Annotated in this window: 28 protein-coding genes, 1 tRNA gene and 1 pseudogene; 18 read left to right on the top strand and 12 right to left on the bottom strand. The window is 53.5% G+C overall.

What is annotated here, in order from left to right; all coding sequences use genetic code 11:
* Nucleotides 1-31 precede the first annotated feature (31 nt).
* Nucleotides 32-1,072 carry a dihydroorotase gene (pyrC, locus tag KO503_RS06400; protein ID WP_215990716.1) on the bottom strand — a complete coding sequence of 347 codons (1,041 nt, stop codon included), beginning with the start codon at nt 1,070-1,072 and terminating at the stop codon, nt 32-34.
* A gap of 171 nt (nt 1,073-1,243) precedes the next feature.
* Here pyrC and KO503_RS06395 point away from each other — a divergent pair, with 171 nt between their 5' ends.
* From KO503_RS06395 to KO503_RS06370, 6 genes are read left to right on the top strand one after another with little or no spacing between them, the layout of a single operon-like run.
* The gene (locus tag KO503_RS06395; RefSeq protein ID WP_252730958.1) at nt 1,244-2,080 is read left to right on the top strand and encodes an urease accessory protein UreD; all 837 of its coding nucleotides are present in this window, start codon (nt 1,244-1,246) and stop codon (nt 2,078-2,080) included.
* A 9-nt stretch (nt 2,081-2,089) separates the two neighbouring features.
* Nucleotides 2,090-2,392 carry an urease subunit gamma gene (locus KO503_RS06390; RefSeq protein WP_215945122.1) on the top strand — a complete coding sequence of 101 codons (303 nt, stop codon included), beginning with the start codon at nt 2,090-2,092 and terminating at the stop codon, nt 2,390-2,392.
* A 9-nt stretch (nt 2,393-2,401) separates the two neighbouring features.
* Nucleotides 2,402-2,707 carry an urease subunit beta gene (locus KO503_RS06385; RefSeq protein WP_215990715.1) on the top strand — a complete coding sequence of 102 codons (306 nt, stop codon included), beginning with the start codon at nt 2,402-2,404 and terminating at the stop codon, nt 2,705-2,707.
* A gap of 53 nt (nt 2,708-2,760) precedes the next feature.
* Entirely contained in the window at nt 2,761-3,090 is a 330-nt protein-coding gene (locus KO503_RS06380; protein WP_215990714.1) for a lysozyme inhibitor LprI family protein, read from the top strand.
* 15 nt (nt 3,091-3,105) lie between these two features.
* On the top strand, nt 3,106-4,818 hold the full coding sequence (gene ureC / locus KO503_RS06375) for an urease subunit alpha (RefSeq protein ID WP_215990713.1): 1,713 nt from the start codon (nt 3,106-3,108) through the stop codon (nt 4,816-4,818).
* A complete protein-coding gene (locus KO503_RS06370; protein ID WP_215990712.1) occupies nt 4,818-5,135 on the top strand; it encodes a hypothetical protein in 318 nt (105 codons plus the stop codon). The genes ureC and KO503_RS06370 overlap by 1 nt, the downstream gene beginning before the upstream one ends.
* Nucleotides 5,136-5,188: 53 nt before the next feature.
* Here the strand turns inward: KO503_RS06370 and KO503_RS06365 are convergent, their stop codons facing one another.
* Together KO503_RS06365 and KO503_RS06360 are read right to left on the bottom strand one after the other, a co-directional pair.
* On the bottom strand, nt 5,189-5,524 hold the full coding sequence (locus tag KO503_RS06365) for a hypothetical protein (RefSeq protein WP_215990711.1): 336 nt from the start codon (nt 5,522-5,524) through the stop codon (nt 5,189-5,191).
* Between the two features lie 69 nt (nt 5,525-5,593).
* Nucleotides 5,594-6,298, bottom strand: coding sequence for a hypothetical protein (locus KO503_RS06360; RefSeq protein ID WP_215990710.1), 705 nt, complete (start codon nt 6,296-6,298; stop codon nt 5,594-5,596).
* An 89-nt stretch (nt 6,299-6,387) separates the two neighbouring features.
* Between KO503_RS06360 and KO503_RS06355 the strand changes: the two genes are divergently transcribed.
* From KO503_RS06355 to ureG, 3 genes are read left to right on the top strand one after another with little or no spacing between them, the layout of a single operon-like run.
* Nucleotides 6,388-6,930: an urease accessory protein UreE gene (locus KO503_RS06355; RefSeq protein WP_215990709.1), complete on the top strand. Its 543-nt coding sequence runs from the start codon at nt 6,388-6,390 to the stop codon at nt 6,928-6,930.
* Entirely contained in the window at nt 6,920-7,591 is a 672-nt protein-coding gene (locus tag KO503_RS06350) for an urease accessory protein UreF (RefSeq protein WP_215990708.1), read from the top strand. Before KO503_RS06355 ends, KO503_RS06350 begins: the two co-directional genes overlap by 11 nt.
* 39 nt (nt 7,592-7,630) lie before the next feature.
* Nucleotides 7,631-8,248 (top strand): urease accessory protein UreG, encoded by a 618-nt coding sequence (gene ureG, locus KO503_RS06345; RefSeq protein WP_215990707.1) that lies wholly within the window; start codon nt 7,631-7,633, stop codon nt 8,246-8,248.
* A 12-nt stretch (nt 8,249-8,260) separates the two neighbouring features.
* On the opposite strand, the gene KO503_RS06340 is transcribed toward ureG, so the two are convergent.
* Both KO503_RS06340 and KO503_RS06335 read right to left on the bottom strand, forming a co-directional pair.
* Nucleotides 8,261-9,256, bottom strand: coding sequence for a phosphoadenosine phosphosulfate reductase (locus KO503_RS06340; protein ID WP_215990706.1), 996 nt, complete (start codon nt 9,254-9,256; stop codon nt 8,261-8,263).
* Between the two features lie 342 nt (nt 9,257-9,598).
* Nucleotides 9,599-9,814, bottom strand: a complete 216-nt coding sequence (locus KO503_RS06335) for a hypothetical protein (protein WP_215990705.1) — start codon at nt 9,812-9,814, stop codon at nt 9,599-9,601.
* Between the two features lie 256 nt (nt 9,815-10,070).
* Between KO503_RS06335 and KO503_RS06330 the strand changes: the two genes are divergently transcribed.
* Both KO503_RS06330 and KO503_RS06325 read left to right on the top strand, forming a co-directional pair.
* Complete coding sequence (locus tag KO503_RS06330) at nt 10,071-10,349, top strand: DUF2312 domain-containing protein (protein ID WP_215945134.1); 279 nt, start codon at nt 10,071-10,073, stop codon at nt 10,347-10,349.
* Nucleotides 10,350-10,425: 76 nt separating this feature from the next.
* Nucleotides 10,426-11,154, top strand: coding sequence for a hypothetical protein (locus tag KO503_RS06325; RefSeq protein WP_215990704.1), 729 nt, complete (start codon nt 10,426-10,428; stop codon nt 11,152-11,154).
* 83 nt (nt 11,155-11,237) lie between these two features.
* Here the strand turns inward: KO503_RS06325 and KO503_RS06320 are convergent, their stop codons facing one another.
* Nucleotides 11,238-12,107, bottom strand: coding sequence for a hypothetical protein (locus KO503_RS06320; protein ID WP_215990703.1), 870 nt, complete (start codon nt 12,105-12,107; stop codon nt 11,238-11,240).
* A gap of 111 nt (nt 12,108-12,218) precedes the next feature.
* Between KO503_RS06320 and KO503_RS06315 the strand changes: the two genes are divergently transcribed.
* The 3 genes from KO503_RS06315 to KO503_RS06305 all read left to right on the top strand — a co-directional run bounded on the left by KO503_RS06315 (nt 12,219) and on the right by KO503_RS06305 (nt 14,605).
* Nucleotides 12,219-13,922 carry an ABC transporter permease gene (locus KO503_RS06315; RefSeq protein ID WP_215990702.1) on the top strand — a complete coding sequence of 568 codons (1,704 nt, stop codon included), beginning with the start codon at nt 12,219-12,221 and terminating at the stop codon, nt 13,920-13,922.
* A 27-nt stretch (nt 13,923-13,949) separates the two neighbouring features.
* Entirely contained in the window at nt 13,950-14,516 is a 567-nt protein-coding gene (locus tag KO503_RS06310; RefSeq protein ID WP_215990701.1) for a gluconokinase, read from the top strand.
* Between the two features lie 13 nt (nt 14,517-14,529).
* Nucleotides 14,530-14,605: transfer RNA gene (locus KO503_RS06305), tRNA-Thr, on the top strand.
* A gap of 554 nt (nt 14,606-15,159) precedes the next feature.
* On the opposite strand, the pseudogene KO503_RS18070 reads toward KO503_RS06305, so the two are convergent.
* Nucleotides 15,160-15,270 (bottom strand): annotated as a pseudogene (locus KO503_RS18070) (IS3 family transposase); the annotation flags it as partial.
* 565 nt (nt 15,271-15,835) lie between these two features.
* On the bottom strand, nt 15,836-16,027 hold the full coding sequence (locus KO503_RS06295; RefSeq protein WP_215990699.1) for a hypothetical protein: 192 nt from the start codon (nt 16,025-16,027) through the stop codon (nt 15,836-15,838).
* Nucleotides 16,028-16,249: 222 nt separating this feature from the next.
* Here KO503_RS06295 and KO503_RS17890 point away from each other — a divergent pair, with 222 nt between their 5' ends.
* Both KO503_RS17890 and KO503_RS06275 read left to right on the top strand, forming a co-directional pair.
* On the top strand, nt 16,250-18,373 hold the full coding sequence (locus KO503_RS17890; protein WP_290122916.1) for a Hint domain-containing protein: 2,124 nt from the start codon (nt 16,250-16,252) through the stop codon (nt 18,371-18,373).
* 160 nt (nt 18,374-18,533) lie between these two features.
* On the top strand, nt 18,534-19,448 hold the full coding sequence (locus KO503_RS06275) for a hypothetical protein (RefSeq protein WP_215990698.1): 915 nt from the start codon (nt 18,534-18,536) through the stop codon (nt 19,446-19,448).
* 201 nt (nt 19,449-19,649) lie between these two features.
* Here the strand turns inward: KO503_RS06275 and KO503_RS06270 are convergent, their stop codons facing one another.
* A complete protein-coding gene (locus KO503_RS06270; protein ID WP_215990697.1) occupies nt 19,650-20,693 on the bottom strand; it encodes a helix-turn-helix domain-containing protein in 1,044 nt (347 codons plus the stop codon).
* Between the two features lie 717 nt (nt 20,694-21,410).
* On the opposite strand from KO503_RS06270, the gene KO503_RS06265 reads away from it, so the two are divergent.
* On the top strand, nt 21,411-22,436 hold the full coding sequence (locus tag KO503_RS06265) for an AraC family transcriptional regulator (protein ID WP_215990696.1): 1,026 nt from the start codon (nt 21,411-21,413) through the stop codon (nt 22,434-22,436).
* A gap of 143 nt (nt 22,437-22,579) precedes the next feature.
* Here KO503_RS06265 and KO503_RS06260 read toward each other — a convergent pair whose 3' ends face one another.
* Nucleotides 22,580-23,725, bottom strand: coding sequence for an alpha-D-ribose 1-methylphosphonate 5-triphosphate diphosphatase (locus tag KO503_RS06260; protein ID WP_215990695.1), 1,146 nt, complete (start codon nt 23,723-23,725; stop codon nt 22,580-22,582).
* 50 nt (nt 23,726-23,775) lie between these two features.
* Between KO503_RS06260 and KO503_RS06255 the strand changes: the two genes are divergently transcribed.
* Nucleotides 23,776-24,450 carry a DUF1045 domain-containing protein gene (locus KO503_RS06255; RefSeq protein ID WP_215990694.1) on the top strand — a complete coding sequence of 225 codons (675 nt, stop codon included), beginning with the start codon at nt 23,776-23,778 and terminating at the stop codon, nt 24,448-24,450.
* Here the strand turns inward: KO503_RS06255 and phnN are convergent.
* Together phnN and phnL are read right to left on the bottom strand one after the other, a co-directional pair.
* Nucleotides 24,432-24,971: a phosphonate metabolism protein/1,5-bisphosphokinase (PRPP-forming) PhnN gene (phnN, locus tag KO503_RS06250; protein WP_215990693.1), complete on the bottom strand. Its 540-nt coding sequence runs from the start codon at nt 24,969-24,971 to the stop codon at nt 24,432-24,434. The two genes, KO503_RS06255 and phnN, sit on opposite strands and share 19 nt — an antisense overlap.
* Complete coding sequence (gene phnL / locus KO503_RS06245) at nt 24,968-25,651, bottom strand: phosphonate C-P lyase system protein PhnL (RefSeq protein WP_215990692.1); 684 nt, start codon at nt 25,649-25,651, stop codon at nt 24,968-24,970. Before phnL ends, phnN begins: the two co-directional genes overlap by 4 nt.

The following is a 25,651-nucleotide window of genomic DNA, read 5'->3' as shown; positions in this document are numbered from 1 at the left end:
TGGATCTTAAAAACGAATAGGTCTTGAACTGTTAAGTCTCAACCGACCAATGCAGCGGCATCATCGGGTCAAACACAGTGACGGGGCCTTCGGGTGTGGCGATGTGTTTGGGGTATGCAACGGCTGCCCCTTTGCGCAGGGTAATTGTGCCGTCATTCAGCGGCAAACCGTAGTGGCGCGGCCCGTTGAGTGAGGTAAAACCTTCAAGATTGTCCAGCTTGCCCTCGGCCTCGAACACTTCAGCCAAGATCGACAGTGTGTTGGTGGCGGTGAAACAGCCCGCGCAGCCGCAAGCATTTTCTTTGAGATGATCCAGATGCGGCGCGGAATCAGTGCCAAGGAAGAAGCGCGCATCGCCAGAGGTCGCAGCTTCGACCAGCGCAACGCGATGCTCTTCGCGTTTGGCGACTGGCAGGCAATAGTAATGTGGTTTGATGCCGCCAACCAAAATGTGGTTGCGGTTGATCACCAAGTGATGCGTGGTGATGGTTGCCGCCAGTCCGGTGTCGGCAGAGCGCGCGTAATCCACACCGTCTTTCGTCGTGATATGTTCCATCACAACTTTCAGACCAGGGGTGCTGCGCCGAATGGGGTCGAGCACCGTGTCGATGAACACAGCTTCGCGGTCAAAAATATCGACATCTGCAGAAGTCACTTCGCCGTGCAAGCACAACGGCAGGCCAATTTCTGCCATCTTTTCAAGCACAGGGCGCACATTGTCGAAATTGCGCACGCCAGAATTGGAATTGGTCGTCGCCCCCGCAGGGTATAATTTCACTGACTTCACCAACCCGCTGGCATGGGCCGCAGCCACATCATTTGCGTCAGTATCTTCCGTCAGATAGAGCGTCATCAGTGGCTCGAAATCTGATCCCTCGGGCAAGGCGGCCAAGATACGATCGCGGTAAGCGGCGGCATCTGCACTGCGCACCACTGGGGGCACAAGGTTCGGCATAATGATGGCGCGCGCAAAGTGGCGTGCGGTTTCGGGCAAGACGGCCTGCATCATTGCGCCATCGCGCAGGTGCAAATGCCAATCATCGGGGCGGCGGAGTGTGAGTGTATCGGTCATGCAAATCGCATAACGCTTATCCCGCAAAAGTGCTAGTGGCGGCTGCGCACATAGGTCGCCTATTTTTTGAGCGGATGGTCATAAAATGATGCGCTGCATCACCGTTTCGCCATGCCAAGCATTGAAGCAGCCCCCCTCGCAGCGTTACCGTCGCAAGGAACGGAGACTTTGATGCTTGATGCGCCCGCCCCCCAAATGCCCACACAAACCCCGCCTGTCATGCAGCGCGTGCGTGGTCGTGGGCGTGTGACTTTTGGCCCGCAAGGCTTGCGGGATTTGCATCAATCGGGCTCTGCCAAAGCGATGATGCCGAAGATTCACACAGGCACGCCTGAGGTTGTGTTTTTGAACACCTCTGGCGGGCTGACAGGCGGGGATCGCCTTGAATATCACCTTGAAGCGCTCGACCAGACCACTTTGATCGGCACCTCGCAAACCGCTGAGCGTGCCTATGCGTCGACCGCGACATCTGAGGCTGCCGAGGTCAACGTCGATTTGATTGCAGGACAGGGCGCGTCATTGGAATGGTTGCCGCAAGAGACTATTTTGTTCGAAAAATCCAATTTAACGCGTACAACCCATGCAACGATTGCTGCTGATGCGCGGCTTTTGTTTGTGGAATCCTTAGTGCTGGGCCGTGCCGCGATGGGCGAGACCCTTCAGACCTTGCACCTAAAAGACACGCGCAAGGTGACCCGTGCAGGGCGCCTTGAATTTCTTGACCCTTTCGAAATCAATGCCAATGTTTTGGCGGGCCGCGACAGTGCTGTGACACTTGGCGACATGCGGGCCTTCGCCACCATCGGGCTGTTTGATCAAGGGGCCGAAGCCTTAGCTGATCTGCTCAAGCCACTGTCGCAACAGGGCGTGAAGACTGGTGTCTCTGGCTGGAATGGCAAACTCATCATTCGTGCGATGGCCCAAGACGGCTATCCGCTGCGCCGCTATGTGGCGCAAGTTTTGACAAAAATTCGTGGCACAACGCTGCCACGGGTTTGGCAAGTATAAGGACCGATCATGAATCTGACGCCTCGGGAAAAAGACAAACTGCTGATTTCAGTTGCCGCTATGGTGGCGCGCGGGCGGCTGGCGCGAGGTGTGAAACTCAATCACCCTGAAGCCATCGCGTTGATCACCGATTTCGTGGTCGAGGGGGCGCGCGATGGCAAAATGGTGTCTGAACTGATGGAAACCGCAGCCCATGTGGTCACTAAAGACATGTGCATGGAGGGCATTTCCGAAATGATCCACGACGTGCAGGTCGAAGCCACATTCCCAGACGGCACCAAATTGGTCACCGTTCATCACCCCATTCGTTAGGAGCACGCTATGATCCCCGGAGAATATTTGATCGCAGATGGCGAGATCGAGCTGAACGCAGGCGCGCCCGTCACGACTCTCGAAGTGTCCAACACAGGGGATCGCCCTGTGCAGGTCGGTTCGCATTACCATTTCTTTGAAACCAACGCCGCTTTGTCCTTTGATCGTGATGCCGCACGCGGCCAGCGTTTGGATATCGCCGCAGGCACTGCCGTTCGATTTGAACCCGGTCAAACCCGCGAAGTGAGTTTGGTGCCGCTAAGTGGCAAACGCGAAGTCTACGGGTTTAATTCCAAAATTTCAGGCGCACTTTGAAGTCGCGTTTGGTCATAACGTTGCTTGGCGGTCTGTTGTTGGCTGGTGCTTGCATGGCACAAGACGTTGATCTTGATTGCGACAATGCGATGACACAGCGCGACATGAACACCTGTGCCTATCAAGACTTTCAGGCTGCCGATTTGGCTTTGAACGAAGTCTACGCTTGGGCCATGGCGCGCGCCAAAGCCTATGAAAATGGCGCAGATCTGGCCCTTCGCGATGCTCAGCGCGCGTGGATTCCTTACCGTGATGCCGCCTGCACCGCCGAAGGGCAGCTTTATGAAGGCGGGTCAATTCGCCCGCTGATCGAATATGCGTGCATGGCCACGCTCACCGAGTGCCGCACCCAAGACATGCGCCTCGCCTATGAAGAATACTAAAGAGGGACCTCTCACATGCCTGCAAAAATTTCTCGCGCCACCTACGCTGATATGTTTGGTCCCACAACGGGCGACAAACTGCGGTTGGCTGACACCGATTTGATCATCGAAGTCGAACGCGACCTCACAGGGCCTTACGGCGAAGAGGTCAAGTTTGGCGGTGGCAAAGTGATCCGCGATGGCATGGGGCAATCGCAATTGTCGCGCGCCCAAGGGGCTGTTGACACCGTGATCACCAATGCGCTGATTGTGGATTCCACTGGCATCTATAAAGCAGATATCGGCCTCAAAGGCGGGCGCATTGCAGGGATCGGCAAGGCCGGAAACCCCGACACCCAGCCGGGTGTCGACATCATCATCGGGCCTGGCACAGAAATTCTGGCGGGCGAGGGGCGTATCATCACTGCTGGCGGCTTTGACAGTCACATCCACTTCATTTGTCCGCAACAGATCGACGACGCGCTTCATTCTGGCGTGACCACCATGTTGGGCGGCGGCACTGGTCCGGCGCATGGCACTTTGGCCACCACGTGTACGCCGGGTCCATGGCACATCGAGCGGATGATGCAAGCGCTGGACGGCGTGCCGATGAATATCGGTTTGGCGGGCAAAGGCAACGCCTCGCAACCGCAAGCCTTGGTCGAGATGATTGATGCGGGCGCTTGTGCTATGAAGCTGCACGAAGATTGGGGAACGACACCTGCCGCGATTGATTGCTGCTTGTCTGTGGCCGATGACATGGATGTCCAAGTGATGATCCACACCGATACGTTGAATGAATCCGGTTTCGTTGAAAACACTGTGGCGGCGATGAAAGGCCGCACCATTCACGCGTTTCACACAGAGGGCGCAGGTGGCGGACACGCGCCAGACATTATCAAAGTTGTCGGCGAAGAACATGTGATCCCAAGTTCCACCAACCCAACGCGGCCCTATACGGTGAACACGCTCGAAGAACACCTCGATATGTTGATGGTTTGTCACCACCTCGACAAATCCATCCCCGAAGACGTGGCCTTTGCCGAAAGCCGTATCCGCAAAGAAACCATTGCCGCCGAAGATATCCTGCATGACATGGGCGCATTTTCGATCATTGCGTCCGACTCTCAGGCGATGGGACGCGTGGGCGAGGTGTTGATCCGCACATGGCAAACCGCTGATAAGATGAAAAAACAGCGTGGGCGCTTGTCGGATGAAACTGGCGAAAATGACAACGTCCGCGTCAAACGCTACATTTCGAAATACACCATCAATCCGGCTATTGCGCATGGTATGAGCGCTGAGATTGGCTCAGTCGCCGTTGGCAAACGCGCCGATTTGGTGATGTGGACGCCCGCGTTCTTTGGCGTCAAACCTGATATGGTGTTGCTCGGCGGGTCCATCGCTGTGGCACAAATGGGCGATCCGAATGCTTCAATTCCGACGCCGCAACCGGTTTATACGCGGCAGATGTTTGGCGCGATGGGACGGGCGGTGGAACGCTCTGCTGTGATTTTTGTGTCTGAATCTGCACATGCCGCGGATGTGGCATCAAAATACGGTTTGGCCAAATCGACCTTAGCGGTAAAAAATACGCGTAATATTGGCAAATCGGATATGGTTATGAATACGGCCAAACCGGATATTGAGGTCAATCCCGAAACCTATGAAGTGCACGCGAATGGCGAGCTTTTGACCTGTGAACCCGCTTCGGAGCTTCCGATGGCACAACGATATTTCATGTTTTAATGGGCGTTCCTGACAAAATTTTCACGGCTTTGGCTGTATCCAATAACGATGTCACGCAATCAAACGTGAAGGGGGCTCAGGTCTTTTCGCATGAGGACAATGCCTTTGCTGTCTTACGCGGCAAGGGCGTTGGGTTGCTTAAACTTGGCGCCCCGCAACATACGGCTTTGTTCGAATTTTGTCGTTCTGGCGTTGTTGAAGCGCAAGACGACGGTTGGTCTCAAGTGGAGTTGAGCCAAATGGATATGGCTTTGCTGGCCGATTACATGGGCGCGGCGTATCGTGGAGTGGCACCGCGCAAGCGGCTTGTTTTTTGATGCCGCAGCTTAGCGTTGCAACGGCTCGGCATGTAGCAGTTTGTCGTCGTGCGTTATTGATGCTCAATCATATTGGAAGCAGCGGGTTGACTGATGCCCGCGATCCACGATTGGCCGTCGATGTCCACATGCGGTTCTATACGCACAGAAGTGACTTGGCGTCGCGCATAAAACGCGGGGTCGTTCAAAATGGTCTCGGGCAATTTGGAAATATCAAAGACGTCATGGGCGCAGTGGCTCACCACAACATTGCCCGCGAACCCCGTAAACGTGCCTTGATTGCGCAGCTCAATAAACCGTCTCTCAAGCGTGGTTTCACGGGCGCGCAGTTCAGCGATTTTCGCACGCAGTTTTGCAAGTTCGTCGACGGGGCAATTGGGCTGATACATGCGATGTTTCCTTCTGGATCTACGTTTGGCGGTACTTTTGTGCCGAGACGGTCTGTGATTGCGGCCCTTTTAGGCGGTCATTCCGATGATGCGGCGCGTCACGAAAGGCGCAGGCTCTTTGGTTTCAAATGTTTCCGAATTTTCCACGCGGGTGTCGGCGTCGGCTTGCAAGACATCGGCGCTGAGGACCGCATCGGGATCAGTCGCGGCAGGCATGCTTTGGTCGGCGGCATAAATCGCAGCATCGAGGTCTTCTTCTGTCAAATCGCCCATGGGCTGCAATTCCGTGAACTGCGTGGCCCGCAGGTCGGCAGGTGGTACGATTTCTTCGGCGGTCTTGGCAATTTCGTGGACGTCGAGCGTGGGCATATCTCGCGCGGGCAGTGGAGCATCCGCCCCCGTGGTCTCAAAGATCGGAACCTCGGCGGTAGGGTCAAGAGAGCTGCTGTCCTCGACACGTTCGCAAACACCCTGCGCATCGTTCATTTTTGCCGTGCTTGTCTTTGGCCAAAGCAGCACATGGGTCTGGAGGGCAGCGCTAAACATATCGGGATTGTTCAAAATCTCGTTGGGCAGTTTGGAGGTATCCAATTGTCGCGGTCTACGCGTTTCAATCATAGCCATACGCGTGTCGCCCGCGATCTGCGTGGCCCCGAGTTCGGTCGCGGTCGCACGAATTTCATCACACAATTCAAGTTCGCGCTGACGCAAATCGGCAAGGTTGCGACGCAGGTCGGCCAATTCGTCAACAGCGGGCAACAGGGTATGGGGCATGAGCAGAATCTCCTTACGCTCTTTTTGGGGGCGAATCGGTTAAGAAACCCCAAATTTCAACAGGCCAATTTTCAACAAAGGAGTGTGGCATGAGCCTGCAAAAATCATTTGAGGTCGTGCAAAATGCGCAAAGCGAAGACAGCGTGGCGTTGAGCTATGATCAACGACTGCTGCGGCGTAAGAAATTGACGATGCTTAGCGGCGAGGCGTTCTACGTCGATTTGCCACAGACGGTTTCGGTGATGGCGGGGCAGGGATTTTTGCTTGAGGATGGTCGGGTTGTGACAATCCAAGCCGCCGACGAAGACCTGTTATCGATCACAGGGCCAGATATGTTGCGCTATGCGTGGCATATCGGCAATCGCCATACACCTTGCGCATTGGGGACAGATCAGCTGGTGATCAGGCGCGATCCGGTGATCAAGGCGATGGTGCTGCAATTGGGCGCAGAGGTGCGTGACATCTGCACGGCGTTCACGCCTGAGGGCGGGGCATACGGGCATGGGCGTACGATGGGGCATGATCATGGGCCTGCGCAGGGGCACAGTCACGATCACGACCATAGCCATGACCATTCTCACGATCACACGCACCCCGATCACATGCATCACGGGCACGCACATGAGGGGTGAGACAAACCCAACGCCTGTCACGCTTGACGCCAATCTGGGGCTGCTCAGCTTGACGCAATGGCTGTCTCCGTCTTTTCCCTTGGGGGCTTTTGCCTATTCCCATGCGTTGGAATTGGCGATCACTGAGGGCAAGGTGAATGATGCCGCGACTTTGAAGGCTTGGCTGTCGGACACCTTGGCTTATGGTGGCGGCAAGGTGGATGCTTGGCTTTTGGCGATGACTTTGGCAGGGGGTGATCCAAGGGACTTGGCGGATTTGGCCGAGGCCTTGGCTGGCACGCGTGAACGTTGGATGGAGACCTCGGATCAGGGCACAGCTTTTGTGCGCACCGTGGCGCAGATGGGTGGGCCTGACATTACGCCTTGCGCTTTGCCTGTGGCTGTAGGGCAGGCCGCGCGAGCTTTGGGCGTCGAGGCTGAAACAGTGATTGCGCTGTATTTACATAGTTTTACCGCCAATATTGTCAGCGCTGCTGTGCGATTTGTGCCTTTGGGGCAAGCGGCGGGGCAAAGTGTTTTGGCGGGGCTGCATGACCAGATTGCAGCGCAAGCACGTACGGCGCTGGGCGCAACTGAGGAAGGGCTGACATCAAGCGCATTTGCTGCAGATCTAGGCGCTGCACAGCATGAAGACATGGATGTGCGACTGTTCAAAAGCTAAAGCATTTAGGACTGAATTAAAGAATTGAAGGACAAGAAAATGGCGTCAAAAAACGGACCTTTGCGGGTCGGCATCGGCGGGCCGGTTGGGGCGGGCAAAACCACGCTGACGGGGGCTTTGGCTAAAGAGCTGTCCAAGCGGTATTCCGTGGCGGTGATCACCAATGACATTTTCACGCGTGAGGATGCAGAGGCTTTGATGCGGCAGCAAATTTTGCCGCTCGAGCGTATCCGTGGTGTGGAAACAGGCGGCTGTCCGCATACAGCGATCCGTGAAGATGCATCGATCAATCTGGCAGCGATAGCCGATTTGAACGATAAAATTCCCGATTTAGATGTGATTTTGATCGAAAGCGGTGGCGACAATTTGGCAGCGACCTTTTCGCCTGAGCTTGCGGATTTAACGATCTATGTGATCGACACGGCCGCAGGACAAGACATTCCGCGCAAGAAAGGCCCTGGGTTGACACGGTCTGATTTACTTGTGGTCAATAAGGTCGATCTGGCCCCCTATGTTGGGGTCGATCTGGCGCAGTTGGAACACGACACGCAGGCCGCACGCAAGGCGTTGCCCTTTGTGATGGCATCGTTGCGTGCAGGCCAAGGCGTGGACCAGATTTGTGCCTTTGTCGAAGACGACGGTGGCTTGACCGAATAGGGCGCGGTAGGATTAGTCCTCAGAGTTTGCGTTGCCTTGGGCGGCTTGACGACGGTCAGCGATGGCAGCTTTGGCCGCCTTTTGCGCTTTCCTAAACCGCCAAGCATCGCGGGTTTTAAGAACATGGTTACACAAACGCAGGGTCAAAACGGGCCGATCTTTGGCGGTGAGTTCATTCAACAGGCGGCGCAGGTGCCCCATATGATCGTGGCGATTGCGTAAGGCGCGTGTGATGTTGCGCGTGTTCAAATCACCATCCATCGCAGCCACAAGGAGCGGCTCAACCGCGTTCATTTCAAGCATCTCGAATTCGGGATCAGCGCCAAAGTTGCGTAGAGGACGCAAACGGGTGTGCGGGCGATTGAAAAGCGCTGCGTGCATGGCATCCAAAGCGACCTGCGGATCATAAAGCACAAGAGCCGTATCGGCCGCGTCGACCATGTCAGGAGCAAATCCATAGCGGGTGGTGAAATCCATGCGGCGAGTGTTGCCGAAACGGGTGTCCCAACTGGTCAGGCGGGCGTCCAATGTGGCTTGGGGGGCGATGGCGATCACTGTGGCACTGGGGGCGGCGACGGAATAGGCGCAGGCGGCATATCCGCTGGCCCCAGCCCCGTAAAAGGCCACTTGGTCGAAATCTTCGAAAAACCCGTCATTCACCAAACGGTCAAAATAGCCATAGATGTTGGGGGTGCGGAACCAATGCGATGTTGGGTCACTGCCATGGGCGATAATGGCCAAATGAGACCAACCGTTTTTTTGCGCAAAGTGCAGACCGAGCGGCAAGCCGTCGTCGCTGCGTTCTGTGATGCTTTCATAGGATTCGAAGGTCACCAGCAGACGCGGGCTGTCGTCTAAGAACATCACGCAATGATCTTTGCCCAAAGGCTCAAAATATCCAGCTTCTTCGCCGATATCTTCGATGGCTTCGAGCCATTCATCGCGGGGCAGATCCGAAATGTCGCCGAATGGAAGGCGTGGTCCATCTGTGTCAGGCGTGTGGTCCATTGCGGTGGTGTCCAATCTTTGCGTATCTGGGCGGCGTTGCCGATCGTGACAGGTTCAGGGGGCGTTGGGATTGTTTTCCCTCCCTCCGAAGTGCCACGAACTTGGTTAACGATTTACCTATTGATTAGGGTCTTTCGGCGACGATCAAAAGGTTTTCCCTGCCCAATTGATTAACTGTTTCTTGCATGGAAACTGTAGGTGTAATTGGGTGGGTTTGCGCACGAATTGACAAGAAATTGGGCAAAACTGGGAAGGGTATCCTCCAGCTGTTCACTGAGAATACATATAGATTCGCATAGAGTGAGATTCGCAAAGAGATACAGGTCGCCTGAGCTGCCCGTTTTAGGACAGGATGGCACCGATAGTGACAGCGCCCAAACCGATGGCCGAAATCATCAAAGCCACCAAATTTAGTGTGACCACTTTTTGCAACCGCGCGCGCACCTCGTCGTCTGAACCGCCAAGCTTTTTCGCTTTGAGCGCTTGAACGATACAGTACACCAGCAAAGCAACGCCAGCCAACGTCAAGGCGACGCCAAAGTAGATGAGCATATCCATGGTATGTCCTTTTCTAAATAGGTTGCGGGTCGCTTACTGTGTCTGGTCAAAGGGCGCAAGTTATACCCAAGGCTTATCCTCAAGGCTTATAGGGCGCTGTCATAAGGGGAATGAGACAAGCAGGGGTGCAACATCCCGCCAAAGCGCACGCCCGCGCGCCTGCACTCTCTTGCCATAGGGGGGCAGGGACGCTAGGGATCAGATCAAACAGAGGTCCGATGATCTCGACCAACGCATACAATCAAAAGGCCTTATCATGATGGATATCGACGACAACACCCCCTCTGGTCCAGATGCAACCTACCGTGTGACCGCAGACGAGTTGCGCCAATTCGTAGAGCGTTTTGAGCGCCTCGAGATGGAAAAGAAAGACATCGCGGATCAGCAAAAAGAAGTCATGGCCGAAGCCAAGGGGCGCGGCTACGATACCAAGGTTCTGCGTAAAGTGATCGCGCTGCGCAAAAAATCCACCGATGAGATCGCCGAAGAAGAAGCTGTACTGGAAATGTACAAAGAAGCGCTGGGCATGGGCTAGGCCCAAAGTCGTGGCTCAGGGCCAATCTGGCACTGCGTCACGAAGCACGAGGTGACAATTTGTATCGCGTATATTTGTGCCGCATATAAATAACACGACACAGGCTACAGGACGCGCGCGCATTTGGCGCCGCGTCCTGTTGTCCATTTTGGCACTGGTGACGGGGTTTGGTATCGGCCTTGCCGTCTTGGGGATGACACCGGTCTTGGCAGGGCTTTGCCCCAATTGCTTTGGCTTTTCCAAGGTCGGGGATCATATTTACATCGAGCCAAACGCTGGCGCAGATGGTAGCGACATTTTACGCCGTTATGAGGTTGCCACAGACCGTGTCGAGGCCGCCTTTGGCCCGATAGCGGCGCATCCACGTGTTCTGGTGTGTTTCACGCAAACCTGTAATGCCCTCATGGGCGGGCACCAACCTTTGGCGCTGACTTATGGGGATAAGCTGTTCTATCTTGGCCCTTACGGTCACGACACTGCGATTATCGCGCATGAACTGGCCCATGTGGTCTTACACGCGCAGCTTGGAGTACGCGGGCAATACAGCTTTCCTGCTTGGGTGGATGAAGGCATCGCCACCTATGTGTCAGGCAATGCGCGTTTTGATCTTGATCCTGCGACATGTGATGACGCGCAAGTGGATTTGCCGGTCGCAGACCATGACTGGCGTCGCGCAGCTGGGTACGAGGCTGGAAAAGACAGCGATCTATATTACGAAACTGCGGGCTGCAAAGTGGCCAAATGGCTGAAAGCGCACCCTGTGTCAGGCTTGGATGGTTTGATCAAAGCGCATAAGCCCCAATAAGCTTACAGCGCATAGGCCCGAAAGGGGGCTTTCGATGACTTTGCGCGCTAGAGGGCTAGAGAGGCTAGGGGACTGGATACAGTCTAGGGCTGGATAAAGGACACGCCAGGGATGCGATCTATCTCGTAGAGATCGTCCTCGTATAGCTCAGACAGGCGGTCCACCAAGGCGTCATCCCAGCCCGGCAGATCGATTTCTTCCTCATTCGCATCCTCGTCCACATATTTGTCCAAAAAGGCAGACAGAATGCGACGACGTTGAATTTCGTTTTGCGGTTTATGTGTGTGCAAATAGGTGCGCAGACGTTTCATGCCCTCGCGCTGCATGATTTGCGCCAAGATATCTAAACCGCCTTCAATGGGCACCATAGGGTCAAGCCCCGCGATTTCTCGCATGATTTGTGACCAAGTTAGCGGCGTATCTTCATAGGCGAATACAGTGATAGGCACATCAGGGCAGGCGGTGCGGATCGCATTGATGAAATCAGACCAGCGGATCGCGTCCAAATCTGTTTGGCCGATAAAACTCGTATAGCTTTTGGGATCGGGGCAGGCTTCGGGAATAAACGTCGCCGGATTGCGCACACCGATGTGAAACTCCATCGGGCTATGGGGGAACACGTTGCGCAGCCATTTCAGTTTGAACTCGGCCTTACCGTACAGACGATTCCCGTGAAAAATCGCCTGAGGTTGGCAGATCACGTCCTCATAGCTCATCACGATGCGGTCGCAGTCTTGGGTGTCGGCGATCTCGTCCAGCACCATCTGTTCCGCCTCAGGGGTGGCGCGGCTGGTCTTGACCCGTTTCATCACTTGCGGCAAGACCTCGCGATAGCGCGAAGGGGGCGGCACGATCACACCATGCTGTTCCAATATGGGCCTGTTTTTCAGCAGCCCACGCATAAGTTTCGAGCCATAAGTACAATGCGCGCCGATATGGAATGAGATGTTCATAGAAAGGTGGAGCCTCGTGTTGCGCATTTGAGCGAGAATATGGACAGTGCTGTTTATAGTATATGCGCTTTTCTGGACAGCGAAACCGGTTTCGCGTATGCGGTCTGCACAATGACCAACGAAATCACTCAACCGCAGGCCGATCCGGTCCATAAACGTCGCAGCTTAGCGGGGTTGCGCTCTGTCAAACGCGCCAGTCTTTGGTCTGTCGGCTCTGTTGTGATTGCCGTTTTGGTGTTGATGCCGATCGTCAGCGTGCTGTGGATCGCCTTTCATCCGACAGAAAACATCTGGCCGCATCTTTTGGCCACCACCTTGCCGCGTTACGCCATCACGACGGCGCTATTGACCTTTGGCGTGGCGTTGCTTTCGGCTTGTGTGGGCACAGGGGCTGCTTGGCTGGTGACGATGTATCGGTTCCCTTTGTCTAAATCGCTGGAATGGCTGCTGTTGCTGCCGCTGGCGATTCCGGCCTATGTCGGCGCCTATGCTTTGGTCGATTTTTTGGAATACGCTGGCCCTGTGCAAACGACACTTAGATCTATGTTCGGGTGGCACTCTTCGCGCGATTACGCCTTTCCTGAAATCCGCTCTCTCGGTTCTGCGATCATCGTTTTGGCCGCCGCGTTGACGCCTTACATCTTTTTGATGGCACGCTCTGCCTTTCGCGAGCATTCTGGTTCGATTTATGAAGTGTCTCGCGCTTTGGGAGCAGGGCCTTTCGCGCGCTTTTGGCGCGTGGGCCTGCCTATGGCGCGCCCAGCCATCGCTGCGGGCACTGCCATCGTGATGATGGAAACCGTGTCAGATTACGGCACTGTGTCCTATTTTGCGGTGCAAACCCTGACCACAGGCATTTTCTCAACATGGTTAGAGACAGGCAACGCAGGCGGGGCGGCGCAAATCGCCTCTGTGGTGCTGCTTGTTGTGTTGTTGATGCTCGCGTTCGAGAAATCCTCGCGTGGCAAAGCCCGCTATCACAGTGGCGCACGTCATCCGCGACCCATATCTGCGATCCGCCTCACCGGCTGGCACGCTTGGTTGGCGCTGGGCCTGTGCGCAGTGCCTTTTGTGGTCGGCTTTATTTTGCCTGTCTATGTGATCTTGGGGCACGCGCTGGGCGAACCCGATCAATGGTTGGCCCCTGGTCTGATCTCTGCTTTCAAAAACACCCTCACTGTAGCGGGTCTTGCTGCGATCTTTACCGTCACGGCTGCTTTGTTCATGGTCTACGGCGTACGCCTGACAGGGCGGTCTTTGCCGCGTATGGTCTTGCCCCTCACCACGCTCGGATATGCCGCCCCTGGTGCTGTTTTAGGGATCGGGATTCTGTTTCCTCTTGCGGCCTTTGATAACGCCTTGGCGGATCTGATCGTGAAGATCACAGGACATGAGATCGGGCTTTTGCTGACAGGCTCTGCCTTTGCGATCATCTTTGCTTACTGCGTACGCTTTTTTGCCATCGCGCAGGGGGCGGCAGATGCCGCGATGGGGCGTGTCGCGCCGTCCTTGCCGATGGCCGCGCGCTCTTTGGGGCAAACTCTGGGTGGCACATTGCGCCGCGTCTATATTCCGCTGATCCGTGGTTCCGTTGGCACCGCTTTGCTGCTCGTCTTCGTGGATTGCGTCAAAGAGCTGCCTGCCACGCTGCTGCTGCGTCCATTCAATTACAACACCTTGGCCACGCGGGTCCACGAAAAGGCCTCATTGGAACAGCTAGAACAAGCCTCTCCTGCGGCGCTTTTGGTGATCGCTGTGGGGCTTGTGGCTGTATTGCTTATGGCGCGCTCTGAAAACGCGTCTGACATTACATAAATTGATCTTACATAAAGGGCGCATATCGTGTCTGACACTCTATCCCACATCCCTGATATTATCGCCTCTGATATTATCATCATCGGCGGCGTCTCTGGCTGTGGCAAATCCACCATCGCCTCTGCTCTGGCCAAGGAGGCCGGATACCCTTTTCTAGAGGGCGATGACTATCATCCGCCTGAAAACGTCGCTCATATGTCTGCAGGACATCCTTTGACCGATGAGATGCGCATGCCTTGGTTGACCACTTTGGCCCGTGCCGCACGGGATGCAGCCCTAAAGCACGGTGGTGCTGTGGTCAGCTGCTCTTCCCTGAAACGCAGCTACCGTGACCTGTTGCAAAAGGAATCAGGCGGCGCACGGATCATTTTGCTGCACGGTTCACGCGATGCGGTTCTCACTCGCATGGCCGCACGCGAAAATCATTACATGCCGACCACTTTACTCGACAGCCAACTCGCGACCTTGGAAATGCCAAATATCCAAGAAAAAAAGGTGTTCCTAGTCCTCGCCGAGAGTACGGCTGAAAAAGTTTTTGAATTAGTGCAAAAAACTCTCAAAAACCCTCTTGCACCCCCCCAGCAAAATCCTTAAACGATCCCTCAGTGCCCCTATAGCTCAGCTGGTAGAGCAACTGATTTGTAATCAGTAGGTCCGCGGTTCGAGTCCGTGTGGGGGCACCATTTCACCATCCGAAAATATCCAAAGACATGTAATAAGCCCTTTGTTATAAGGGTTTTGAGATGTTCCTTTGTCCGATAGCGTTTTGTGCTGTCCGACCAGATACCCCCAGATTGGGGGTGCTAGTGGGGGTATCGGTAAATGTGTGAAAACTGGATACCCCCAGATGCCTTTAAGCGATTCTCAGCTGCGATTCTTAAAGCCTAAGGATAAACCCTATAAAGTTTCTGATTTTGAAGGCCTGTATATCTTGGTGAAGCCAAGCGGCTCAAAGCTTTGGTAATTCAAATACAGAATGCACGGGAAAGAGCGGCTTTTGTCGATTGGTCAGTATCCCGACGTATCGCTTGCACAGGCGCGCAAGGCCAAAGAGGTTGTGCGATCCCAAGTGGCTGAGGGCATTGCCCCTAGTGAAGCCAAACAAGAAGCAAAAGCTCTTGCGCGCGAAGCGCATGGCAATACCTTCGCCAAGATCGACGCGGCGTTTGTAAGCAAGCAGCAGATCGAAGACAAGTTGGGCCTGTCGCGCTCTAGCGCCGCTCCAAGTGCTTGTTTGAGCCATACTTCTCTCAAAGGCGACAGGGCTTTTCGAGCCCAATGTTGAGTGACGGCGTGGCTGATTTACGAGGCCATTGATGTATTCGAAGATGGCCATCTTCAATGCTCGGATAGCCAGATCTCGCCTCATGCGATTACTGCCGGCCCCGCCTGTTATCTGACAGGGTAGGCCACGCGATATGGCTGTCATGGCATGTGTCAACAATCCAATCTTATGCAGGTGTAGAACAAACGCTGTTGCAAGATTTTCCACTTGGGGTTTCATCGTTGAACGGAGCGTTCTTATGTTAAGGATCGCGTGTTTTGAGCGTGTTTCAAAGTGTAAATTGTAGCCTCAGAAAATACCTTATTCTCCTTAAGCGGGAATTGGAGCGCGATGGGTCATAGAAAAGCGACTTGTTGACGGTCTTGAGATGGTCCATGAGCCTGCCTATGAACGAGCAAAAAATGTGATGGGTTTCACCGCTGCAGGTTCCCAATCTTCAAGCCCGAAAACGATAAGGCATCTCACAAAATCGGAGCTGTTCAACGCGTATCTATCGGATTTGTTCTTGGTTCGATTTGATCCTGAGGATGGGGTCAAAGGCGCGTTTCAAGCGGTGTAAAGCTAAGTCACAATTGAGGGTGCAGGGAAAGCGATGCCACTCAAAATTTATAAAATTGCTTATTTTCAATTACTTTCGTCTGATTCTTTCCGCTTTTAGATCCATGCGCGCATTCATGCATAAATTTTCAACTTTTGGATTAGCTAAAAAACACTTGCAGATATCGGCAAACGGAAGCGCCTGTCTGTGATTGGCAAGTATCAACCCGATAGCGCTTTTCAGGGCTGATTTCTGCACGACAAACGGAATCATTTCAGTCAAATTTATCTCAATAGAAAATTAAATTTGCCTTTAGAAACCCAAATCTGGGCCGCTTCGAAGGTTGTGTTTTTACTGAGTTGACACTGGAAAGGATAAATACGTGGCAGATCATAATATTCCACAAAATTTTCCCACAACCACAGGCTGTGCCTCTGTGCGTGATGCCAGTGTGCTGAAAAGCGGGCTGCCTTCGGCCGTCAACCATACAAAAGGATCGCAGTTATGAGTGTTACACTAACCGCAAACGACAGCCTGTACGCTTACAATGGCGAACTCCTTGATCTTTATACTGGTCTGCTGGACGCGACTCTTTTGCCTGCTATTGAGACTCCGGTTTCCGGTGTCTTTACGGATGATGATGGTACGCTTGATGCCAGCGGCACCAGCACTGTAGCGATCGACGGCAACCCAGACCAAGCGATGACATATCTTGGGTCAGGAACTGCTGGATTGCTTGGCGGAGGACTGGGCGGCGTCATCGGTGGTATTCTTGTTGGCACCACCCCCATTATGGCTTTCTCAGTAGAGACCGGCACAGGCACTCAAATCTATCTGTATGCCCCCGAAGGCTTTCCCGCTTTAACCGCGATTAGCATGTCTTTGGATATCGACGCATCCGAAACGTTTGATCTCGCGCCAAGCACCCCTGGTGTTGTGGACGGGAAATCTGGCGACGACGTTATGAATGTCGGGTATGAAGATGACGATGGCGATGAAATTACCGACTATGACCCCGGTTGGTTAGGGATCGGCTATCAGTCTGGCGATGACGTTGTCTATGGCTACTCTGGCAACGACACAATCAATGCTGGTAGCGGTGATGATGAAATCCACGGCGGTACTGGGGACGATATCCTCAATGGTGGCGATGGAGACGATACGATCCATGGCGATGAGGGGAACGACACCATTTCCGGCGGGGCTGGTGCCGACACCATCTATGGCGGCGAAGGCAATGACACGATCGAAGGTGGCGAAGGCGATGATACTGTCTACGGCGGTGACGGTGATGACACTTGGCTCGCAGGGACCACAAGCAGTGGCAATGACAAGGTTTACCTTGAAGGGGGCGACGACACTGCTGAGGTCGGATTCCTCGACACATCGTCATCAGTCACTGAAGTCTTAGATGGCGGCGACGGCGAAGATACTGTCGCGTTTGATGCTGCAGTTGTCGATGGATATGATGTAGGAATTACCCTGAATGACACGGGCGCTGCCACAAATATTGGTTTTATTACTGAGGTGCACAACTTTGAAAACGTGCGCGGCAACTCTGGTGAAAATACCATCACAGGTAATAATGTTGACAACAAGCTCTGGGGCTTAGGTGGAGACGATACTCTCAGTGGCGGCGGCGGCAACGATCTAATCGATGGCGGTGATGACGATGATACGCTGACAGGTGGTTCTGGTGACGATGAATTTGTTTGGTCAGGCACCGATCGCGGCAATGATATTATCACCGATTTCGGCACCGATAGCGGTGGCCCTTATGACGATGATGACACAACAAATAATGATTTTGTTGATCTAAGCGCCATTTTTAACGACAGCACCCTAGCAGATTACAACGCCGCAAACGGCACCGATTTTGCACATGCGATTACCGCACTCAACCATGATCTGGCTGATGGGGTTGTCAACTTTGACGGCACCGATATGTCTGGTCCGACGTTGACGATGACAGGGATCACTGGTGGGTTAACCGAAGATCAAACGGCTGTGGTTTGTTTCGCTTCAGGAACATTGATCAAGACATGCGAGGGCGAAATTGCCGTCGAGGACCTCAAAGTTGGTGATAAGGTTCTGACACTTGATGATGGGTATCAGCCTATCCGTTGGATCGGCATGCGCAAATTGTCTGCGCAAGACCTGACAGAGAACCCAAAACTCCGCCCAATCCGTATCCGCGCTGGGGCTTTGGGCAATGACATGCCGACGCAAGATTTGACCGTTTCCCCACAACACCGCGTTCTTGCGAATTCAAAGATCGCAGAGCGTATGTTCGGTGTGAATGAAGTCTTGGTTGGCGCCAAGCATTTGATCGAACTTGATGGTGTTGAGGTCGCGGAAGACATGGCCGAAGTGACTTATGTGCACTTCTTGTTTGAAGAGCATCAGATCGTGTTTTCAAACGGCGCACGAACAGAAAGCCTTTACACGGGGGCCGAAGCTCTCAAATCGATCAGCCCGAAAGCGCGTGAAGAAATTTATGCGATTTTCCCTGGACTGCAAGCCGACCCTGATGCTGGCACAGACGCCGTGCGCCTTTTGGTGCCCGGACGACAAGCCCGCAAATTGGCAGAGCGTTCAGCCCGCAACGACAAGCGTATTTTCTCTTAACGCTTCTGTTCAAAAACAATCGAATCCTGCCGAGCAATTCCCCACTTGCTCGGCAGGCTGCACCGGACACGCAGCCGAAGCAAAACTTGTGTCCTGAATAAGCGAAGCGTCGACGGAGATCGGCGATAACCTAAACAAAAATTGGGCCGAGCAGGATATGATGAACAATAGCAAAATGATAACTGTAACTTATGGGACGTTTAGCTGTACTTTGCAGGGCTTTGATGATCCTCAATCGACAATGCGCGCGATAGCTGAGTATTTTAAGGGCGTCGTGGCGGATGATAGATCTTTTGGTGCAGCCCCTTTGACCCCAGAGGTTCCTTCCGCCGATGTACAGGAGGACGTGTATCGCGCGCGAGGGCCTAAAAGCCCAGCATATCGCTCGGTCAGTCAGGCGCCTGTCGCAAAAACGCAGTCACCCAAAGCTGCCGATAGTGCGAAATCTGAAAGCGGCCAAGGGGCGCAAGAGCCAGCCCCCGCTACAGAGGCTATCAAAGCAAAAAATAAGCCTGAGCAAGATGGTCAGTCCGAGGCACGGGCGCGTGCCAGACAAAAAAAACGGGCAGCGGTCAGAGCCGCTCGGCAGAAACGTTTGAAAGCTGAACAAGAGGCTAAGAAAAACGGCGATAAGTCTGAAGATATCATCAAGCGGCATTTAAGACATCCTGCCGATAAAAAAGAGACCCCCGTTGAACTCATTGAGACCTCAACACCCGATGATAAGCCAAACACAGTTGCTCAGTTGAGGAGTAAGGTTAAATTGGTGCGTGAGCTGAGTGAAGGCCTTGGCAGTTCCTCGTTGGAAATTGAGGCGGAAAACGAGTTGCTTCACGAATTGGCCGATGTCGCGACAGCAGGCAGCGATGCCACAGCCGAAAATTCGGCCCACTACGATTGCAGCAAAAGCAACATGCGTAGCATTTATACCGCCTTAAATTCTGCGATACAAAAGCACACGAAGGACGAAAACGTTGTTTTGGCCGAGTTGTTGCGTTCAGATGTAAAGCCAAGCCCGAGCAAGGCTTCCGTGCTTATGCTACCACCCAGCCTGCGGATTGATTCAAAAGGTTAGACGTCCACAAGCCAATGTTTTGCTGAAATCGGCCAGAGTGCCTAAGGCGCCTTGCCGTTTTCAGACCTGTGGCCGCTTAAAGTCTGATAGGGCCGTGTCGCGCTTTTCATATATTTTCGCCGGTCCGACATTGGCCTGTCTTTGCGATATATGTCATCTCGCATTGCTTTTGTGTACATAGTCACACGCTAGACACTTAGATCAGATTGTCTCTCGTCGATCCGTTATATGTTTGTGGTATGCGGTATGTTTTAGGGTGTCTGATGGGAGCTCTCCAAAGCGTTCGCGGTAGGCTTTCGCGAACTCGCCCATGTGCGAATAACTCAACCTATGCGCGATTTGTTGGACCGTTTGTCCAGGGCCAGCGTCAAGTAAAAGCTTGCGCGCAGTTTGCAGGCGTTGCTCTCGTAAAAACTGCCCCGGAGTAGAGCCGCGAAATTTTTTGAAATTCAAGGAAAGACTTCTGACGCTGACATTTGCCTCTTGCGCGATTTGTGCCAATGTCGGCGCCTCGCCGGCGTGTTCGACGATGTACTCTTCTGCCACGCGCACAACTTGCGGAACAATGCTATATCCGCCCGTGTTTAAATCCACACCGGATTGTGCTGCCCAGTGCTCAAGTAGGTTCACGCATATGGTTTCTTCTATATGCTTTATTTGACGCGCGTTGATGTGATTTATCGGATTTGAGAGAAGTTGAGTAACATAGGTTATGGCTGCATGCCAACTTGTTCCATACCCTCCAAAATCGGTTTTAATCTGCCAATCGGACTGATCTAGGCTTTCTCCGAACCAGCTAAGACTCATTTCATTCAATAGTTTAGGCGGAAACGCGAACTGGACTTGAATGTTGTCTTTATCCAATTGCGATGTATGAGGGCGCTTGGAGATGTCGAATACAAAACTTTTACCAGCAGGGTTTGTTATGGTTGTTCCATTTTCAGTTGTTGGGTTGGAATTGCCGCGAATGTTGGTCGTAGCGACAATAGGGGCCCCCTTGACTTCATCGACGTCAGTCACCACCGCAGCACCGTAATTGGTTTGTGAAATCCTGATGCGACCTATTTGCGTCGAATGGAGTGTGCTCAACGGAGATTGTCCAAGCGGTATAATTTTCACAGGAGAACAAATCTCGGTCAGTTTTTCAGATAGCTCATCCCAATCGCCCGAATTAGACAACTCATCCCAGTTGTCTAATTTGAAGGTGCATAAATGCGAAGGATTCATATGTTTGGAGGTGGCCAAAATCGTGTCCTAGCTATTGAGGATTTAAATCGATACTTCATAGTTAACACAATCATACATGCTTTCTTTACTCAGCTTATAGTTGAGGTTCCAGCACAGTTTTTGATTGAGCGGCATATTTGTAGCGGCGCGTCGCTGCGGCCTGTTTTTTGTGCATTGATGTGCCTTGAATGCTGTTTTATGGCCGCCCGAGTTGCTAGAAAATAAAGCGGCAGGCCGCTTTGCATCTGTACCAAGTGAAGTGCCAGTTCGGCCGCCATTCCTTATAGTCACGTGTCGCGTTCACGGTATGACAATGGACGATTTCGTGTGGTGCGATTGTGTCGCCGTAGGAAGGGAGAGAAGGGTTTCTGGAGTGTCGGAAAATGGCAATCCTATCTGAAAGTGGCAATCTTGTTCGCACTTTGCCCCATTCAGCCCTAAGAAAGCCTCGATGGGTGTAGGTACAACCTAAGGGATGTGTTACTCTTAAAGAGACAGCACTGTTCTTTCTGAGTTTTGAAAAAAACGCAGATCACACCACGGTCTTTGATGAAATGTAACGGCGTATACCGAGCATTTCGGTGATGTCAGGCATGACATAAATAATGCGCCGAGCACTGTCCCACTAGGCGACAAGGAGTTGACATATAACATTATTTTATAGCGAGCTCATAAAATACGAGCTCCTACCGTGATCCACAATCGAGACAGTCTGTTAGGCATAGGAGAGTAGTTATGAATATGAATAATGATTTGCGCTTAACGATTCAAAATTCCCCATTGCGTACTTTTGCCAAACCACTTTGCGGCGAGCAGTCCTTCACGGCCTCTGATTGGGATGAATTGTCGGCATGGGGAAGTGAACGTGCTGGCGCTGTGACGTTCTCACCAAGCGGAAAAATTGAAAAACTACAAAGTAAAATCCAAGTCGCGCAGGTCGGGCGTATCGGAATATCGCGCACACGGTACGACATGGGCATACGCATCAACGCCGAACAGGTGAGCGGATCACCAGTCGTTGTGACAACAAACCTACAAGGACATGCTATTACCTCTGCGAATGGAGGGGCTGATGTCGCAGAAGGCGCGGGTGAAAGTGCCATTGTAGATCTGTCTAAAATATCGACCGAAACGAACATGAGCGCAGATAATGTTCAGCTTGGGTTGATCTTTCCTCACCAGATGCTTGACGAGATCGGCTTGAGTTGGTTTGGAAATGTTCCAGACCGCGAGGCATGGAATCCGCGCATCGGATTCGGAGGTGTCGATACATGCTGGCATGCAAGTTTGCTCTATGCGTTTCATCTTTTAAATGACGAAAACCGAACCTTAACACCTCGCAATGTCCGCCATATTGAGGAAACGCTTGCGAGTAACTTGCTTAGAAGCTGGGCGGTGAGGAGCGGTTTGGACCTTGATGCCAAGCAACATTGCATCACGCCACACAGCATTAGAAATGCAGAAAGCTATATGGTTGAGTATGCCGCTGAAGCACCAACATTGTCAGAGATCGCAAATGTAGCAGGCGTGAGCGTCCGAACGCTGAACATGAACTTTCGGAAATTCCGCGGCTGCACGCCTGGCCAGTTCTTGCGAGAGCAGCGGTTATTGAAGGCACGTCAGGAGTTGCTTGCCGCAGACCCGGAAGAAAAAGTAAGCGAAATCGCTGCGCGCCTCGGGTATATTCACATGGGTGAATTCGCTAAAACATATCGTTTGCGTTTTGGTGAAAAACCATCGGATACCTTGCTGTCGAAGTGAGCTATGTCGCTTTATTGTGCTGCCTGTTGATCAGCCTGCGTGACCTTAGTCCGTTTTTGTCAATTCATATCAAAGGGCATAATGGCCAAATTGGCACGACGCCCTTTGATATTAAACATGTTTCGCAATCTGGCAGATAACGTTTAAGCCACGCGTTGGCCTGCACTCCATGTTTCGTTTAAAACGGGGGTGCCATCCATAATCGAAAACCGAATAAGGTCAGCGCGTTGATTGATCTTGAGCGACCCGCGGTCTGTCAACCCAACCGCTTTGGCAGGGTGCGCTGTCACGGTTCTGATCCCGCGCGCCAAATCCCCCCAAAGGTCGCCCAGTTGAACCGCTGCCATGAGCAACCCAGAAGGTACATAGTCAGACGACAAGATATCCAATCGGTCAAGTCGCGCCAGTTCACAGGCCGCAACATTGCCCGAATGCGATCCTCCGCGAATAAGGTTCGGCGCGCCCATGATGGTTGCGATCCCTGCGTCTCTACAGGCGTTTGCAGCCTCTAATGTGGTCGGAAATTCGGCCAGCCGAACACCGTGTGAAAGGCTTTGTGCCACCTGTGCTGCTGTCGTATCATCATGGCTTGCAAGTGTTGCCCCAAGGCGTTGCGCTGCGTTGGCTGTGGCGCGTTCATGCTGTGGACCAAGCTTGGCTTGTAGGCCACATAAGAAAGCAGCATAGGTGTCAAATTCGGCGTCATTGAGGCCCTGTTTGCCACAGATGTAATCTTTGAATTTCTGCACATCAACAAATTGGCGTTGGCCTGGCGTATGATCCATCATCGAGACCAACCCGATGCGATCCTCTGGCGTGAACTCATCCAGTTCTTCTTGCAGTGTTTCCGAACACACCTCAGCGCGCAGGTGAATGTGGTGACTGATCCGCAGGGTTCCCGCCGTGCGCATTTCTAAAATTTCGGTCGCCATAGAACGCGCGTATTTGCTGTATCGGCCTTTCTGGGCTGAAATGATAGATCCCACACGCAGCGCATCAAAGACTGTGGTGATGCCAGTGCTTGCAAGCTCGCGGTCATGGGCCAAAATCGCGGCGCGGTGCGGCCAGTCCACTTTGGGGCGCGGGGCCAAGTGGCGCTCTAGATTGTCGGTGTGCAATTCGACCATGCCGGGGGCAAGATAATCGCCCTCAAGATCAATCGCACCAGTTGGCACCGCTGGCCCTGTGTCGATATCGGTGATGATCCCGTCTTTGACCCGCAAGGAGCCTCGCAGGACTTCATCGTTCAAAATAAGGTTGGCATTGGCGAAAATGGTATGGTTTGTCATGGCAATGTCACACGGCTTTGGCAGATGATTGGCTCTGCGGAGGAAAGAAAATGTTTGAACGGTATGCAATTTTTTACACGCCGAGCGGTGATCTGGCCGCTTTTGGCGCGGCTTGGTTGGGTTGGGACAGCGCACAAGGCTGTCGGCTGTCGCACTGCGATGTCGCTGGTGTTGATGTGGCGAAGATCACCGCAACGCCGCGTAAATACGGGCTGCACGCCACGCTGAAAGCGCCGTTTCGATTGGCGGATGGGGCAAGTTTGGAGCAGGTGAACCGCGTTGCCGAAGCCTTTGCCAAGGGGCAGGCTGCCTTTGATATCGGTGCGCTTGAATTGCGCGATGATCGCGGGTTTGTTGCCTTGCGCCCCCAAGCTGCCAGTGCCCGTTTGCAGAATTTTGCCTGCGCGATCGTCAAAGATTTTGATCATTTGCGCGCGCCCTTGACCGAAGCTGACATCGCACGCCGCCGCAAGGCGATGTTGAATGCACGCCAAGATCAACAAATGTTGGACTGGGGGTATCCTTTTATCTTTGAGGACTTCCATTTTCACCTGACCTTGAGCGGCAGCCTGCCCAAAGAGGTCGCGACAACGGTTATGACCAAGCTTGCGCCGCAGGTGATGCCGCATGTGCCAAATCCGTTCACAATCGATGCGATCACGGTCATGGGGCAGGATGCTGATGGTATGTTTCATCAAATCCACCGCTACGCTTTGACCGGATAAAGGCTTGCCATCACGGCCTGCACAGTGTCCGAAAGTGCGCCGCTGTTGTCGATCTCATGGGCGTCTATGCCAGCGGGCAATGTGGCGACGCGGTCAAGACGCAATGCGATTTGTTCTGCCGTCTCGCGCCCCCGTGCGGCCAAGCGCTTGGCCAAAACCGCGCGTTTGGCTGTCAGATTGATCACGTCAAACCGGTCGAAACGCGTGTTGGCTTGGGCCAAAACAGAGCGGGACAGATTGGCCAGTACATCATATCCATCTTGCAACAGAGCATCGACGTCTGCGGGAATGGCATAGTGCAATCCATGCGCGGGCCAACTGAGGGCAAAATCACCTGCGGCCTCGCGTGCTAAGAATGCAGCCTCACTCACGCCGTCAAAGTCTTCGCCACCCGCATCACTGGGGCGGGTGATAACGCGCCGCGCCAGTTTGAACCGCGGATCATGCGCCACCAAAGCCGCCATAACGCTGTCTTTGCCAACGCCTGACGGCCCGACGATGGCGATAAGGCGCCCGCTCATGCTGCCAATCCAGGGGTGAATTGGGTCACATCCAATTGACGGTCGCATATTGCATCACGTGCAGCATGGTCGTGAAAAATCCCGATGATCGCAGCGCCACGCGCTTTGGCCTCAGACACCATATCCAGCACAGTTGCGCGGTTGGTCGGGTCAAGGCTAGCGGTTGGTTCGTCCAACAACAGGGCAGGGTATTGATAGGCAAAACCGCGTGCGATGTTGACGCGTTGTTGTTCGCCGCCTGAAAATGTTGTGGGGCTAAGGGACCAAAGGCGTTCAGGAATATTCAAGCGTTCCAACAGACCCTTCGCATGTTTGATCGCGACATCGCGTTCGGTGCCTGTGGACCACAGTGGTTCGGAAACAACATCCAAAGTCGATACGCGCGGTACGACGCGCAAAAACTGACTGACATAGCCAAGCGTGCGGCGGCGCAGTTGAATGATCTCGCGCGGGGCGGCTTTTGCCACATCAACATCACCGATCATGATCCGGCCTGATGCGGTCAGATAGTTGCCGTAGATCATTCGCATCAGCGTGGATTTGCCCGCACCCGATTGACCGATCAGGGCCACACATTCGCCAGCGGCCACCTGCAAGGATGCCTCGCGCATCACTGGGATTTCTGCGGCACCTTGGTTGTGCAATACGAAGGACTTTGAAACGTTTTCAATAGAAATCAT

The organism is Pacificibacter marinus, from assembly GCF_018860505.1.
Classification (GTDB): domain Bacteria; phylum Pseudomonadota; class Alphaproteobacteria; order Rhodobacterales; family Rhodobacteraceae; genus Celeribacter; species Celeribacter marinus_B.
This window is presented reverse-complemented; position numbering and strand designations above follow the sequence as displayed.

Coding starts and splice junctions, on each gene's coding strand:
- pyrC (WP_215990716.1), bottom strand. CDS start 1,072: ATGACCGATACACTCACACTCCGCCGCCCCGATGATTGGCATTTGCAC.
- KO503_RS06395 (WP_252730958.1), top strand. CDS start 1,244: ATGCTTGATGCGCCCGCCCCCCAAATGCCCACACAAACCCCGCCTGTC.
- KO503_RS06390 (WP_215945122.1), top strand. CDS start 2,090: ATGAATCTGACGCCTCGGGAAAAAGACAAACTGCTGATTTCAGTTGCC.
- KO503_RS06385 (WP_215990715.1), top strand. CDS start 2,402: ATGATCCCCGGAGAATATTTGATCGCAGATGGCGAGATCGAGCTGAAC.
- KO503_RS06380 (WP_215990714.1), top strand. CDS start 2,761: ATGGCACAAGACGTTGATCTTGATTGCGACAATGCGATGACACAGCGC.
- ureC (WP_215990713.1), top strand. CDS start 3,106: ATGCCTGCAAAAATTTCTCGCGCCACCTACGCTGATATGTTTGGTCCC.
- KO503_RS06370 (WP_215990712.1), top strand. CDS start 4,818: ATGGGCGTTCCTGACAAAATTTTCACGGCTTTGGCTGTATCCAATAAC.
- KO503_RS06365 (WP_215990711.1), bottom strand. CDS start 5,524: ATGTATCAGCCCAATTGCCCCGTCGACGAACTTGCAAAACTGCGTGCG.
- KO503_RS06360 (WP_215990710.1), bottom strand. CDS start 6,298: ATGCCCCATACCCTGTTGCCCGCTGTTGACGAATTGGCCGACCTGCGT.
- KO503_RS06355 (WP_215990709.1), top strand. CDS start 6,388: ATGAGCCTGCAAAAATCATTTGAGGTCGTGCAAAATGCGCAAAGCGAA.
- KO503_RS06350 (WP_215990708.1), top strand. CDS start 6,920: ATGAGGGGTGAGACAAACCCAACGCCTGTCACGCTTGACGCCAATCTG.
- ureG (WP_215990707.1), top strand. CDS start 7,631: ATGGCGTCAAAAAACGGACCTTTGCGGGTCGGCATCGGCGGGCCGGTT.
- KO503_RS06340 (WP_215990706.1), bottom strand. CDS start 9,256: ATGGACCACACGCCTGACACAGATGGACCACGCCTTCCATTCGGCGAC.
- KO503_RS06335 (WP_215990705.1), bottom strand. CDS start 9,814: ATGGATATGCTCATCTACTTTGGCGTCGCCTTGACGTTGGCTGGCGTT.
- KO503_RS06330 (WP_215945134.1), top strand. CDS start 10,071: ATGATGGATATCGACGACAACACCCCCTCTGGTCCAGATGCAACCTAC.
- KO503_RS06320 (WP_215990703.1), bottom strand. CDS start 12,107: ATGAACATCTCATTCCATATCGGCGCGCATTGTACTTATGGCTCGAAA.
- KO503_RS06315 (WP_215990702.1), top strand. CDS start 12,219: ATGACCAACGAAATCACTCAACCGCAGGCCGATCCGGTCCATAAACGT.
- KO503_RS17890 (WP_290122916.1), top strand. CDS start 16,250: ATGAGTGTTACACTAACCGCAAACGACAGCCTGTACGCTTACAATGGC.
- KO503_RS06275 (WP_215990698.1), top strand. CDS start 18,534: ATGAACAATAGCAAAATGATAACTGTAACTTATGGGACGTTTAGCTGT.
- KO503_RS06265 (WP_215990696.1), top strand. CDS start 21,411: ATGAATATGAATAATGATTTGCGCTTAACGATTCAAAATTCCCCATTG.
- KO503_RS06260 (WP_215990695.1), bottom strand. CDS start 23,725: ATGACAAACCATACCATTTTCGCCAATGCCAACCTTATTTTGAACGAT.
- KO503_RS06255 (WP_215990694.1), top strand. CDS start 23,776: ATGTTTGAACGGTATGCAATTTTTTACACGCCGAGCGGTGATCTGGCC.
- phnN (WP_215990693.1), bottom strand. CDS start 24,971: ATGAGCGGGCGCCTTATCGCCATCGTCGGGCCGTCAGGCGTTGGCAAA.
- phnL (WP_215990692.1), bottom strand. CDS start 25,651: ATGATTTCTATTGAAAACGTTTCAAAGTCCTTCGTATTGCACAACCAA.